The sequence below is a fragment of the Nocardiopsis sp. MT53 genome (genome assembly GCF_019598965.1).
Taxonomy (GTDB): domain Bacteria; phylum Actinomycetota; class Actinomycetes; order Streptosporangiales; family Streptosporangiaceae; genus Nocardiopsis; species Nocardiopsis changdeensis.
The window spans coordinates 7,024,053-7,037,904 of record NZ_CP080599.1; the positions used below are offsets into that span (position 1 = coordinate 7,024,053).

Consider the following 13,852-nt stretch of genomic DNA (forward strand, 5'->3'; position numbering starts at 1 on the left):
AGGACGAGGGAGGTCCGATGCCACGGAAGAACGTCTTCATCCCCGGCCTGGACGAACGCAACCACGAGATCCTCAGGAGGACGCCCACCGGCCGGGAGTGCGACTTCCACCCCCTTTCCACCCTGGACGACCTCAGGTCCGAGCACCTGGACATCGAGGAGACCATCGCCGGGGCCCAGGCCGCGATGGACGGGTTCGACGGGTCCGTCGACGCCATCGCGGGCTTCTGGGACTTTCCCATCACCCTGCTGGTGCCGATCCTGGCCGGCCCCCGGGGCCTGCCCTCCCCCACCCTGGAATCGGTCGTCCGGTGCGAGCACAAGTACTGGAGCCGCCTGCTCCAGAGCGAGGTCATCGACGAGTACCCCGCCTTCGCCCTGGTGGACCTGCACGACCCGGTCCCGCCGACCGAACCCGGCTACCCGATGTGGCTCAAGCCCGTGAAGTCGGCCTCCTCCGAGCTCGCCTTCCGCGTGGAGAACGACGAGGAGTTCTACGAGGCCGTCGAGCGCCTGCGCGAGGGGATCGGCAAGATCGGGCGCCCCTTCGAGGAGATCCTGAAGCGCGTCGACCTCCCGCCGGAGATCGCCGAGGCGGGCGGCACCTCCTGCCTGGCCGAGGCCGCCCTGCACGGGGTCCAGGTGGCCGTCGAGGGCTACGTCCACCGGGGCGAATGCGTCGTCTACGCCACGCTGGACTCGGTCGACTACCCGGCCAGCCCGGTCTTCCTGCGCCACCAGTACCCCTCCACCCTGCCCGAGGACGTCCGGCGGCGGCTGGCCTCGATCGCCACGCGGGTGATGGGCAGGCTGGGGCTGGACGACTCGACGTTCAGCATCGAGTTCTTCTACGACCCCGTCGAGGACGACATCCGGGTGCTGGAGGTCAACCCCCGCCACTCCCAGGCGCACGCGTCGCTGTTCGAGATGGTCGACGGCGCCGCCAACCACGAGCGGATGCTCAGGCTCGCCCTGGGGCGGGAGCCCGTGCTCCCGGACGGGCTCCGCGGGGAGTACGACATCGCCGCCGAATGGTACCTGCGCCGCTTCTCCGACGGCATGGTCGACCGGGTGCCCACCCCCGAGGAGGTCCGCCGGCTGGAGGAGGCCGTGCCGGGGGTGCGGATCGCGATCGTGCCGGAGGAGGGGCAGCGGCTCTCCGGGCTCCAGGCCCAGGACAGCTACAGCTTCGAGCTCGCCAAGATCGTCATCGGCGGCGCCGACGAGACGGAGATGCGCGCCAAGTACGAGCGCTGCGCCGAGGAGCTCTCCTTCGACATCGAGGACGACCCCGGCGACGACCACTGACGGAAGGAGACCCCATGCGGGTGATCGAGACCCTGCCGTACGAGGTCCGGACCGAGGACCACTTCTGGATCCCCCTCTCCGACGGAGTGCGCCTGGCCGGGCGGGCCTGGCTCCCCGTGTCCGCCGAGATGGACCCGGTGCCGGCGGTCCTGGAGTACATCCCCTACCGCAGGCGCGACCTCACCGCGGTACGCGACTCGACCCACCACCCCTACATCGCCGGGCACGGCTACGCCTGCGTCCGCGTGGACATGCGCGGCAGCGGCGACTCCGAGGGGGTGCTCACCGACGAGTACCTGGAGCGCGAGCAGCAGGACGCCGAGGAGGTCCTGGCCTGGCTCGCCGAGCAGCCCTGGTGCGACGGCACGACCGCCATGATGGGCCTGTCCTGGGGCGGCTTCGCCGCGCTCCAGGTGGCGGCCCGGCGCCCGCCGAGCCTGGGCGCCATCGCCATCGCGTCCTTCACCGACGACCGCTACAACGACGACTTCCACTACATGGGCGGCTGCCTGCTCTCCGACAACCTCGCCGAGTCCGGGACCACCTTCGCGTTCGGCACCTGCCCGCCCGACCCGATGACGGTGGGCGACCGGTGGCGGGACATGTGGCTGGAGCGGCTGGAGGCCAACCGCCCCTGGATCATCACGTGGCTGCACCACCAGCGCAGGGACGACTACTGGCGGCACGCCTCGGTGATCGAGGCCCCCGAACGGGTGGACTGCCCGGTGCTGGCCGCCGGCGGCTGGGCCGACGGCTACTCCAACGCGGTCCTGCGCGTCCTGGAGTGCCTGGAGTCGCCGCGGCTGGGGCTCATCGGCCCCTGGTCGCACCGCTACCCCCACCTGGGGCTCCCCGGGCCCGCCATCGGCTACCTCCAGGAGGTCGTGCGCTGGTTCGACCACTGGCTCAAGGGGGTGGACAACGGGGTGGACGAGGGGTCCGCGCTGTGGTCCTGGATGCAGGAGTCCGTCCCGCCCGCCACCTCCTACGAGGACCGGCCCGGGCGGTGGGTGCGCGAGGACCGGTGGCCGTCCCCGGGGGTGGAGCGGACGCGGTTCGGCCTGGGCCCGCACCGGCTGTTCACCTCCGACGGGTACACCCCGGCCGAGGACGAGGAGCCCGGCGACCCGCTGACCGTGTCCTCACCCCTGACCGTGGGCCAGTTCGCGGGCAAGTGGGCCTCCTACAGCGCGCCGCCCGACCTGCCCTACGACCAGCGCGAGGAGGACGGCGGCTCGCTGGTCTTCGAGACCGAGGCCCTCCGGGAGCCGGTGGAGATCCTCGGGGCCCCCGAGGTGGAGCTGGAGGTGTCCTCCGACGAGCCGGTGGCGATGGTCGCGGCGCGGCTGAGCGACATCGCCCCCGACGGGTCCGCCACCCGCGTCACGTTCGGGCTGCTCAACCTGACCCACCGCGACGGGCACGCGGAACCGGAGGAGATGCCGCCGGGCGAGCCCCGGCGGGTGCGGATCGTCCTCAACGGGGTGGCCCAGGTCTTCCCCGCGGGCCACCGCATCCGGCTGTCGCTGTCCACCTCGTACTGGCCGCTGGCCTGGCCCCCGCCCCGGCCGGTCCTGCTGACCGTCCACCCGGGCGGCAGCGCCCTGGACCTGCCGGTCCGCCCGGTGCCCGAGGGGGAGGACCCCTCCGCCCGGCCCTTCGGCGAACCCGAGACGACGGCGGAGATCCCGACCTCCCGGCACGAGCTGCCCGAGCACCGCTGGGAGGTGCACAGGGACCTGGTCGACACCCGGTCCTCGCTGGAGATCGTCAAGGACGGCGGGATCCTGCACCTGGAGGGCATCGACCTGGACGTGGGCCGCCGCGCCCGCGAGCACTACGAGTCGGTGGCGAACGACTTCACGTCGGTGCGCGGCGAGACCTCCTGGACGATGCGCTTCGCCCGGGGGGACTGGGCCACCCGCACCGAGACGCACACCTCGCTGGAGTGCACCGAGACCGAGTTCCGGGTGTACGGGACGCTCGACGCCTACGAGAACGGGGAGCGCATCTTCTCCCGCCAGTGGAACGAGACGATCGCACGCGACCACGTGTGAGGGGCGCGTGCGCAGGAGAGGGGGCGGGGCCGATGGAGGGCCCGGTGTCCGCGGGGCCGCTGGTGGTCCTCGCGTCCGCGGCCGTCCCGGTGCTGGTGATCCTGTTCGTGATCTGGGTGCTGCGCCGGGACGTCGCCCGCAAGCAGAAGGCCGTCCGCTCGCCGGACTACTGGAAGGAGCGGCCCGACGGCCGCCGGTACCCGACCGGGGGGTGGGACCAGAGCCCCGGGGCCGGGAGCGCCCGGCGGGAGCCGGAGGAGGGTCCGGCGGACGACGACCTGTCTCCGCCGGAGGGCGGCGACCCGCCGGTCCGGTGAGGCCGGGGGCGGGGGCGCCCGCGTTCACTCCCGGCGTTCATGGGTAGTCGCCCCGTGCACACCCGTGGTCGAACACCGTGGAAGGCGGTGAAGCCGATGATGGGCACGGAACCCGCCCCCGGCCTGCTGGAGCGGGCGCGCCTGCTCCCGCTGCTGTCCGCACAGGTCGCCCGGGGGGTGATCGTGCGCCGCCCCGCCTGGGAGGGCCTGGCCGCGGCGCTCGGCGCCGACCGCCGGCTCGCGGAGCTCCTGCGGGAGCTGCGGGAGCGGTACGGGGACCGGCCCCTGCCGCTGACGGTGGCGGGCCGGCCCGTCGCCCTCGTCCTGGACCCGGCGGACGTGCGCGGCATCCTGGAGCGCACCCCGGACCCGTTCTCGCCGGGCGGCCGGGAGAAGCGGGGCGCTCTGGCGCACTTCCAGCCGCACGGGGTGCTCGTGTCCGACGCCGACGACCGCGTGCCCCGTCGGGAGGCCAACGAGGAGGCGCTGGCCACCGGGCGGCCCCACCCCGACAGCGGGGTGCTGGACGCCCACGCCGACGAGGAGGCGGCGGTGCTGCGCCGCGCCCTGGGCGAGGCCGGGGGCGGGCTGGACTGGCCGCGGTTCTCCGCGTCGTTCGACGCGCTGGCCCGCAGGCTGGTCTTCGGGGCGCACGCCGCCGAAGACCACCTCACCACCGAGCTGCTCCGGCACCTGCGCTCGCGCGCCGACTGGTCCTACGCGCTGCCGGTGGACCGGCGGACCAGGGAGGAGTTCCTGGACCGGGTGCGGGCGGGCGTCGAGGGCGCCGAGCCGGGGAGCCTGGCCGCGCGGCTGCCCCGGGACGGCCGTGTGCGGCCCGAGGACCAGGTGGCGCACTGGCTCTTCGCCTTCGACGCGGCGGCCATCGCCGCCTTCCGGTCCCTGGCCCTGCTGTCCGCGGAGGGGGCCGGCCCCGACGCGGCGGCCGGCGACGCGGCCCGGTGGGAGGCGACGGTCCAGGAGTCGGTGCGGCTGTGGCCGACGACGCTCGTGATCCTGCGGGAGGCGGTGCGGGAGACGGTATGGCGGGACCGGGAGTTCGCCCGAGGCACGGTGTTCGTGGTGGTGAGCTCCTACTTCCACCGCGATCCGCGGCTGCCGTACGCCGACGCGTTCACCCCCGGGATCTGGCTGGACGGGCGCGCCCGGGCGGAGCCGGGGCTGGTGCCGTTCAGCCACGGGCCCGCCGGGTGCCCGGGCCGGGACGTGGTGCTGTCGAGCGCCTCGCGGTTCCTGGCGGCGGTCACCGGCGGGGACCCGCCGGCGCGCACCGACGCCTCCCCGCTGTCGGCGGCGGACCTGCCGGCGTCACTGGACCACACCGCCCTGCGCTTCTCCCTGGCGGGGACGGCGTGAACGGCGCGGTGGACCGAACGGACCCCGAATCGGAGAGGTGAAGGACATGGAATGGGCGTGGGTCGTGGCCGTGGTCATGGTCGTCGCGATCGTCGTGGCGGCGGTGTTCGTGCTGCGGCGCAACACCGCCGACGACCGCAGGCTCCCCGACAAGCCCGCCCGCGAGCGGCGGCGCTATCCGACGGGCTGGAACCGCAGTACCGGTGAGATGCGCATGCCCCCCGACGAGGGGGATCCCCCCGCGCCCCGCCGCGACGCCTGACCGGCCCGCCCACAGCGGACCACCGGACGGTGCCGTCCCCCTGGCGGGGACGGCACCGTCCGGGCACCCGCCCACTCCGGCGGAACGCCCTGTCCCCGGACGAGTCGGGGCGAGGCGGCCACTCTGCGGCCGCCGGGCCCCGGAAGGCGAGCGGAACGGTTCCCGGACGGGTGTTCCGCCCCGGAACACCCGGCGGACCAGTAGAGCTCCGACCAGCGCTCCGCCAGATGCGGCGCGCTGCCCCGGGGCGGGCGACGCACCGCGCCCGGCGGACACGGAAGCGGGCACGTGCCGGTTCGTCACGGCGGGTGCCCCTGCGACCGGCGGGCCCGCCAGGTGTCCCGCGTCAGAACAGCGGGGTCGGTCCGCGTGTCCTGCGGGGGTTGACATTCCAAAATGTTAGCGCGAACAATATTGTCTGGATCACATTCGCGCTCCCGCTCCCACCCCTCCCCCTTCAGGAAAACCGACACTCCCCCACTTCAGGGCACCATCCACCCGATACCCCTCAATCTCCCCATCTCGGAAGGAAGCGCCCTTGCCACGGAATGTTAGCGCCCACAAAAGCCCGCCGGACGATCCCGTGGTCGTCGGCATCGACTTCGGCACCCTCTCGGGCCGCGCCGTCGTGGTCCGGGTCTCCGACGGCGCCGAACTGGGCACCGCCGAGCACGCCTACCCCCACGGCGTCATCACCGACCGCCTCCCCGGCGGAAAGGGGGAGCTGGAGCCGGAGACCGCGCTCCAGCACCCCGGCGACTACGAGGAGGTGCTGCGCACCGCCGTCCCCGCAGCGCTGGAACTGGCCGGGGTCCACCCCGGGCGGGTCGCCGGGATCGGCACGGACTTCACCTCCTGCACCTTCCTGCCCGTCACCGCCGACGGCACCCCCCTGTGCCTGCTGCCCGGACTCGCGGACCGCCCGCACGCCTGGCCCAAACTCTGGCGCCACCACGCCGCCCAGCCCGAGGCCGACGAGATCACCGCCCTGGCCGCCGAGCGCGGCGAGCCCTGGCTGCCGCGCTACGGCGGCCGGATCTCCTCGGAGTGGCAGTTCGCCAAGGCCCTCCAGGTCCTGCGCGACGACCCCGGGGTGTACGAGCGCGCCGACCGCTGGATCGAGGCAGCCGACTGGATCGTCTGGCGGCTGTGCGGCCACGAGACCCGCAACACCTCCAGCGCCGGCTACAAGGGCCTGTACCAGGACGGGCGCTGGCCCTCCCGGGAGTACCAGGCCGCCCTCGACCCGCGCCTGGCGGACTTCGCAGCGACCCGGCTCGACCACCCGCTCTCCCCGCCGGGGACGCGCGCGGGCGGCCTCACCGCGCAGGCCGCGGAGTGGACCGGCCTGCCCGAGGGCACCCCGGTCGCGGTGGGCGCCATCGACGCCCACGTGACCGCCGCCGCCGTGGGGACCACCGGCCCGGGCCGGATGCTCGCCATCATGGGCACGAGCACCTGCCTGGTGATGAACTCCGACGTCAGGGCCGAGGTCCCGGGCATGTGCGGCCTGGTCAGGGACGGCATCACGCCCGGCGCCTGGGGGTACGAGGCCGGGCAGAGCGGGGTCGGCGACATCTTCGGCTGGTTCGCCGGCACCCACGTCCCCCCGGCCTACCACGACGAGGCCCGCGCCCTCGGGGTGTCCGTGCACGAGCTGCTCTCGCGCAGGGCGGCCGACGCCCCGGCCGGGTCCCACGGCCTGGTCGCCCTGGACTGGCACAGCGGCAACCGCTCGGTCCTGGTCGACCACTCGCTCTCCGGGCTGCTCGCCGGGATGACGCTGGCCACCCGGCCGGAGGAGGTCTACCGGGCCCTGGTGGAGGCGACCGCGTTCGGCGCCCGCACCATCGTCGATGCCTTCACCGGCGCCGGGGTCCCGGTCCGCGACCTCACCGTCGCCGGGGGCATGGTGCGCAACCCCTTCGTCCTCCAGGTCTACGCCGACGTCCTGGACCGGCCGCTGCGGGTCGCGGCCACCGGGCACGGCAGCGCCGTCGGGGCGGCCGTCCACGGGGCCGTCGCCGCCGGGCTGTACCCCGACCTGCACGCCGCCTCCGCCGCCATGGGCCGGGTCCGCGCCGATTCCGTCGAGCCCGACCCCGCCGCGGCGGCCGCCTACAAGGAGCTGTTCGCCGTCTACACCGAACTCCACGACCACTTCGGCCGGGGCGGCAGCGACGCCCTGCACCGGCTCCGCGCCCTGCGCAACGGCACCCGCGCCGCCGGCCCCTCCGGCACGGCGGCCTCCGGCGAGGGGAGGCGGCGGTGACGGCCCCCCGGACGCCCGCGCACGCGGCCGCTCTGGCCGCCCACCGCGACGAGGTGGAACGCCTGCGCGCGCAGGTCTGCGCCCTGCACGCGGAGCTGCCCCGCTGGAACCTGGTCACCTGGACGAGCGGGAACGTCTCCGCCCGGGTGCCCGGCGCCGACCTCATGGTCATCAAGCCCAGCGGAGTGTCCTACGACGACCTGGCCCCCGGGGACATCGTCGTCTGCGACCTCCACGGGAACACGGTCGAGGGGCGGCACCGGCCCTCCAGCGACACCTTCGCCCACGCCCACATCTACCGGGAGCGCCCCGACATCGGCGGGGTGGCGCACACCCACAGCCCCTACGCCACCGCGTGGGCCGCCCGCGGCGAGGCCGTCCCCTGCGTGATCACCGCGATGGCCGACGAGTTCGGCGGCGACATCCCGGTGGGGCCCTTCGCGCTCATCGGGGACGACGCCATCGGCCGCGGCGTGCTCGACACCCTGGCGGGCCACCGCTCCCCGGCCGTCCTCATGCGCGGCCACGGCGTGTTCACCGTCGGACCCACCGCCGCGGCCGCGGTCAAGGCCGCGGTGATGTGCGAGGACGCGGCCCGCACCGTGCACATCGCCCGGCAGGCCGGGCCCGTCGAGCGCCTACCCCAGGAGCACATCGACGCGCTCCACGAGCGCTACCGCAACGCCTACGGCCAGTGACCCCCACCGAAAGCGAGGAGACCCCCGTGACCGTCCCCACCGCTCAGCCCTCCCCGAACCCGGCCGTGCGCGGACGCGCGCCACGTATCGGACTGCTCGGCATCATGCAGCCGCTCTACGACGACATGATCCCGGGCATCACCGAGCACCAGGCGCGGTACGCCGCCCGGGTCGCCGACCGGCTCTCCGGCGTCGCCGAGTGGACCGTCGCCCCGCCGGTGCGCGGGCGCGAGGAGGCCGAGCGGGCGGTGCGGGCGTTCGAGGAGGCCGGCCTGGACGGGGTCCTGGTGGTCATGCTGACCTACGGGCCGTCCCTGCGGATCACCCGGGCGCTGACCGGCGCGCGGCTGCCGCTGGCCCTGGCGAACATCCAGCCCGAACCCTCCGTGAGCGCCTCGTGGGACATGGACGACATGACCTACAACCAGGGGATCCACGGCGCCCAGGACACCGCCAACGCGCTGGTCCGCGCACGGGTGCCGTTCGAGGTCGTCACCGGGGACTGGGAGGGCCCGGAGTTCGCCGAACGGGTGGGCCGCTGGGCCCGGGCGGCCCGGGCCGTGCGCGCGCTGCGGGACCTGCGGGTCGGCGTGTTCGGCTACCCCATGAACGGTATGGGGGACGCGCGGGTCGACGAGACCTCGCTGCTGCGGGTGATCGGCCCCGAGGTCCACGTCATCGCCCCGGGCGCCCTGCACCGGACCATGGCCGGCCTGCCCGAGGAGCCCGTCCGCGAGCTGATGTCCTGGGAGGACTCGGTCTTCGACGTGGACCCGCGCCTGTCCAAGGAGGAGCGGGAGGACCACGCCCGCATGCAGCTGGGCATCGAACGGCTGCTGGAGGAGGCCGGCTGCGGGGCCTACTCCACCCACTTCGACGCGATCGGCGAGGACGGCCGCTTCGCCCGGCTGCCCATGGCCGCCGCCTCCACCCTGATGGCCAAGGGGTACGGCTTCGCGGGCGAGGGCGACGTGCTCGCCGCCTCGGTGGTCTACGCGGGCCACCGCCTGGCGGGGGACGGCCACTTCACCGAGATGTACGCGATGGACTTCCCGAGCGACTCCGTCCTCATGAGCCACATGGGCGAGGGCAACTGGCGGCTGGCCCGGGAGGACGAGCCCGTGCGCCTGATCAAGCGCCCCCTGGGCATCGGCGGGCTGGCCGACCCGCCGACCCTGCTGTTCCGGTACCGGCCCGGCCCGGCCACGCTGGCCTCCCTGGTCGCCCTGGGCGGCGACCGCTTCCGGCTGGTCGTGGCCGAGGGCGAGGTCCTCGACTCCCCCGCGCTCCCCTCCCTGGAGATGCCCTACGGGCGGTTCCGGCCCGACAGCGGGGTGGGTGGGTGCATGGACGCCTGGCTCCGGGCGGGCGGCACCCACCACATGGCCATGAACACCGGCCGCCGGGCCGAGGACTGGCGCGTCCTGTGCGCGCTGGCCGGCATCGAGTACGTACCGGTCTGACCCGGCGCGCGGCCGGCGCCGGCCGCGCACCCGGCGCGGCCCCGGCCCCCGGCCCCTCCCCCGTCCCTCCGACCCGCGTCCGGTCCCCTCCCGGCCCGGACCTCCACGCACACCGACACGAAAGCGGACCCCCCATGTCGCACAGCCCACGTACGGCGGGCACCGCGCTGCTCGCAGCGTCCGCCCTCCTGCTCACCGCCTGCAACGGCGTCGGCGACGCCGCCCGGCCCGAGGGCGAGAACGGCCTCATCGGCATCTCCATGCCCACCCAGTCCTCCGAACGGTGGGTCAACGACGGGCGGAACATGGTCGCCGAGTTCGAGGCCCGCGGTTTCGGCACCGACCTCCAGTACGCCGAGGACGTCGTCCCCGACCAGATCTCCCAGATCGAGAACATGATCACCCGCGGCGCCGACGTCCTCGTCATCGCCGCGATCGACGGCGAGGCCCTGGGCGACGTGCTCGACACCGCCGCCGACAGCGGCATCCCCGTGATCGCCTACGACCGGCTCATCATGGGCAGCGAGAACGTCGACTACTACGCCACCTTCGACAACTTCGAGGTCGGCGTGCTCCAGGCGCAGTACATCGTGGACGCCCTCGGACTGGAGGAGGGCGAGGAGGGGCCGTTCAACCTGGAGGTGTTCGGCGGGTCCCCCGACGACAACAACGCCTACTTCTTCAACGACGGGTCCATGTCGGTGCTGCGGCCCTACCTGGACGACGGGACGCTGGAGGTCCCCAGCGGGCAGACGGAGATGGAGCAGATCGCCACCCAGCGCTGGGACGGCGCCATCGCCCAGGCCCGGATGGACAACCTCCTCAGCGCCCACTACTCCGACGAGGAGCTGCACGCCGTGCTCTCCCCGTTCGACGGCATCAGCCTGGGCGTGATCGAGTCCCTGCGCGCCGTCGGCTACGGCGGCGGCGACCTCCCCCTGCCCGTCGTCACCGGCCAGGACGCCGAGCTGTCGTCGGTGCGGTCCATCATCGCCGGCGAGCAGACCCAGACGGTGTTCAAGGACACCCGGGCCCTGGCGGCCCAGACCGTCGACATGGTGGAGGCGCTGCTCGCGGAGGAGGAGGTGCCGGTCAACGACACCGAGACCTACGACAACGGCGTCAAGACGGTCCCGGCCTTCCTCCTGGAGCCCGTGTCGGTCGACATCGACAACTACCGGGAGGTGCTCGTCGAGAGCGGCTACTACGAGGAGTCGGACCTGTGACCGGCGCCCCCGCCGCGGGCGCCCCGCCGGGCCCGCTGCTGAGCATGCGGGGCATCCGCAAGGAGTTCCCCGGGATGGTGGCCCTGGACGGGGTCTCCCTGGAGGTGCGCGCGGGCCGCGTCCACGCCCTCATGGGCGAGAACGGGGCGGGCAAGTCCACCCTGGTGAAGGTGCTCAGCGGGGTCCACCCCGCCGGGACCTACACCGGGGAGGTCCTCCTGGACGGGAGGCCCTGCGCGTTCACCGGGGTGGCCGACAGCGAGCGGTCGGGCATCGCCATCATCCACCAGGAGCTGGCACTGGTCCCGCAGCTGTCCATCGCCGAGAACGTGCTGCTCGGGCACGAGATCACCCGGTTCGGCGTCCTGGACCGGGACGCCACCCACGCCCGCGCCCGCGAGCTCCTGCTCCGGGTGGGTCTGGACGAGAACCCGGACGTCCCGGTGTCGGCGCTCGGCATCGGCGCCCAGCAGCTCGTCGAGATCGCCAAGGCGCTGGCCAAGCGGGTGCGGCTGCTCATCCTGGACGAGCCCACCTCGGCGCTGAACGAGACCGAGAGCCGGCGGCTCCTGGACCTGCTCCTCGAACTGCGCGCCCAGGGCGTCACCTGCATCCTCATCTCGCACAAGCTCGGCGAGGTGGTGGACGTGAGCGACGAGATCACGATCCTGCGGGACGGGCGCACCATCGAGACGCTCGCCGTGGAGCGCGACGCCGCCGGGACGCCGTCGGTGGACGAGGACCGGATCATCCGCGGCATGGTCGGGCGCTCCCTGGACCGCCGCTACCCCGAACCGCTCGGGGAGGCCGGCCCGGTGCGGTTCCGGGTGCGCGACTGGACGGTCGACCACCCGACCCGGCCGGGGCGGCGCGTGGTCGACGGCGTCGACATGGACCTGCGCGCGGGCGAGATCGTCGGGCTGGCCGGGCTCATGGGGGCCGGGCGCACCGAGTTCGCGATGAGCCTGTTCGGCCGCTCCTACGGCAGGTTCGTGCGGGGCACGCTGTCCAAGGACGGCGAGGTCCTGCCGGTGCACGACGTCGCCGCGGCCGTCCGCGGCGGCCTGGCCTACGTGCCCGAGGATCGCAAGACGCTCGGGCTGCTGCTCGACGAGGACATCCGGCGCAACACCACCCTGGCCGCGCTGCACCGCGTCTCGCGCCACGGGGTCATCGACCAGGCGCGGGAGACCGTCGAGGCCCGGCGGATGGGCGAGGAGCTGCGCGTGCGCGGGAACGTCGCCGCCGGGACGGTGCGCACGCTCAGCGGCGGCAACCAGCAGAAGGTCGTCCTGGCCAAGTGGATGTTCACCCGGCCGGAGCTGCTGATCCTGGACGAGCCCACGCGCGGCATCGACGTCGGCGCCAAGTACGAGATCCACCTGATCATCCGCAGGCTGGCGGCGGAGGGCGCCGCCGTCCTGCTCATCTCCTCGGAGCTGCCCGAGGTCCTGGGCATGTGCGACCGCGTCCACACCATGTGCGAGGGCCGCATCACCGGCGAGGTGCCCGCGGCCGAGGCCGACCAGGAGACCCTCATGAGACTGATGACGAGAACCGGGGACCGGCCATGAAACAGAAGACCGCGGGACGGACCGGCTCCGGGCGGGCCGGGCTCGGCGCCCTGCTGCGCGGCGACACCCGCCGCTACGGGATGGCGGTGGCGCTGGTCGCCATCGTCGTCCTGTTCCAGATCCTGACGGGCGGGCTGCTGCTGACCCCGCTCAACATCACCAACCTGATCCTCCAGAACTCCTACATCCTGATCCTGGCCATCGGCATGATGCTGGTGATCGTCACCGGGCACATCGACCTGTCGGTCGGGTCGGTGGTGGCGTTCACCGGCGCCGTGTCGGCGATCATGCTCACCTCCTGGGGGCTGCCGACCTTCGCGGTGGTGCCCCTGGCGCTGCTGCTCGGCGCGGCCATCGGCGCCTGGCAGGGCTTCTGGATCGCGTACGTGCGCGTCCCCGCGTTCATCGTCACCCTCGCCGGGATGCTCGTGTTCCGCGGCGCCACGCTGGCCGTCCTGGGCGGCGAGTCCATCGCGCACCTGCCCTCCTCCCTGCGGCGGATCGCGGGCGGGTTCCTCCCCGGCCAGACCGACGGCCCGCACCTGCCGACCCTGCTGCTGGGCGCGGCGGGCGCGGCGGTCGTGGTGTGGATCCAGTGGCGGGCCCGGGCGCGGACCCGGGCGCACGGGCTGCCGGTGCAGCCCGCGGCGGTGACCGCGGCGGGCTCGGCGGTGCTCGTCGCGGCGATCCTGGCGTTCACCTGGGCGCTGGCGGCCCACAACGGCCTGCCCCTGGTGGGGCTGCTGCTCGTGGCGCTGATCGCGGGGTACTCGTTCGTGACGCGCTCGACGACGCCGGGCCGGCGGATCTACGCGGTGGGCGGCAACGAGCGGGCGGCGGCCCTGTCGGGCATCCGCACGCAGCGGACCACCTTCTGGGTGTTCGTCAACATGGGGGCGCTGTCCGCGCTGGCCGGGCTGGTGTTCACCGCGCGGCTCAACGCGGCCACCCCGGGCGCGGGCACCATGTTCGAGCTGGACGCCATCGCGGCGGCGTTCATCGGCGGCGCGTCGGCGTCCGGCGGGGTGGGCACCGTGGTGGGGGCCGTCATCGGCGCCCTGGTCATGGGCGTCCTCAACAACGGGATGTCCCTGATCGGGCTCGGCGTGGACTGGCAGCAGCTCATCAAGGGGCTGGTGCTGCTGCTGGCGGTGGCCTTCGACATCTACAACAAGCGTCGGATCGGCGCGGGCGGGGCGGTGTTCGGGCTGCGCGTCCGCCGCGACGGGCCCGGGGCGGGCGGCGCCGCGCCCGCCCCGGGCGCCCGGGAGCCGGCCTCGGCCTGACCCGGCGCGGCCG

General features: G+C 74.0%; 11 protein-coding genes. All 11 read left to right on the forward strand.

The features are described 5' to 3' along the window. Positions 1-17: 17 nt before the first annotated feature. The 11 genes from K1J57_RS31295 (at position 18) to mmsB (ending at position 13,839) form a co-directional block, all read left to right on the forward strand. Positions 18-1,307, forward strand: coding sequence for an ATP-grasp domain-containing protein (locus K1J57_RS31295; protein ID WP_220562278.1), 1,290 nt, complete (start codon positions 18-20; stop codon positions 1,305-1,307). A gap of 14 nt (positions 1,308-1,321) precedes the next feature. After that, positions 1,322-3,364 carry a CocE/NonD family hydrolase gene (locus tag K1J57_RS31300; protein WP_220562279.1) on the forward strand — a complete coding sequence of 681 codons (2,043 nt, stop codon included), beginning with the start codon at positions 1,322-1,324 and terminating at the stop codon, positions 3,362-3,364. A 32-nt stretch (positions 3,365-3,396) separates the two neighbouring features. Further along, positions 3,397-3,681: a hypothetical protein gene (locus K1J57_RS31305; protein ID WP_220562280.1), complete on the forward strand. Its 285-nt coding sequence runs from the start codon at positions 3,397-3,399 to the stop codon at positions 3,679-3,681. 99 nt (positions 3,682-3,780) lie between these two features. Further along, a complete protein-coding gene (locus K1J57_RS31310; protein ID WP_255646740.1) occupies positions 3,781-5,058 on the forward strand; it encodes a cytochrome P450 in 1,278 nt (425 codons plus the stop codon). Between the two features lie 46 nt (positions 5,059-5,104). Beyond that, on the forward strand, positions 5,105-5,320 hold the full coding sequence (locus K1J57_RS31315; RefSeq protein WP_220562283.1) for a hypothetical protein: 216 nt from the start codon (positions 5,105-5,107) through the stop codon (positions 5,318-5,320). Between the two features lie 583 nt (positions 5,321-5,903). Continuing rightward, positions 5,904-7,592, forward strand: coding sequence for a ribulokinase (araB, locus tag K1J57_RS31320; protein WP_220565917.1), 1,689 nt, complete (start codon positions 5,904-5,906; stop codon positions 7,590-7,592). Further along, a complete protein-coding gene (locus K1J57_RS31325) occupies positions 7,589-8,290 on the forward strand; it encodes an L-ribulose-5-phosphate 4-epimerase (protein WP_370634559.1) in 702 nt (233 codons plus the stop codon). The genes araB and K1J57_RS31325 overlap by 4 nt, the downstream gene beginning before the upstream one ends. Positions 8,291-8,316: 26 nt before the next feature. Continuing rightward, positions 8,317-9,753 (forward strand): L-fucose/L-arabinose isomerase family protein, encoded by a 1,437-nt coding sequence (locus tag K1J57_RS31330; RefSeq protein WP_220562285.1) that lies wholly within the window; start codon positions 8,317-8,319, stop codon positions 9,751-9,753. Between the two features lie 134 nt (positions 9,754-9,887). Beyond that, entirely contained in the window at positions 9,888-10,979 is a 1,092-nt protein-coding gene (gene chvE, locus K1J57_RS31335; protein ID WP_220562286.1) for a multiple monosaccharide ABC transporter substrate-binding protein, read from the forward strand. Positions 10,980-11,023: 44 nt separating this feature from the next. Further along, positions 11,024-12,553: a sugar ABC transporter ATP-binding protein gene (locus K1J57_RS31340; protein WP_220565919.1), complete on the forward strand. Its 1,530-nt coding sequence runs from the start codon at positions 11,024-11,026 to the stop codon at positions 12,551-12,553. Then, entirely contained in the window at positions 12,550-13,839 is a 1,290-nt protein-coding gene (gene mmsB, locus K1J57_RS31345) for a multiple monosaccharide ABC transporter permease (protein WP_220562287.1), read from the forward strand. Before K1J57_RS31340 ends, mmsB begins: the two co-directional genes overlap by 4 nt. Positions 13,840-13,852 lie beyond the last annotated feature (13 nt).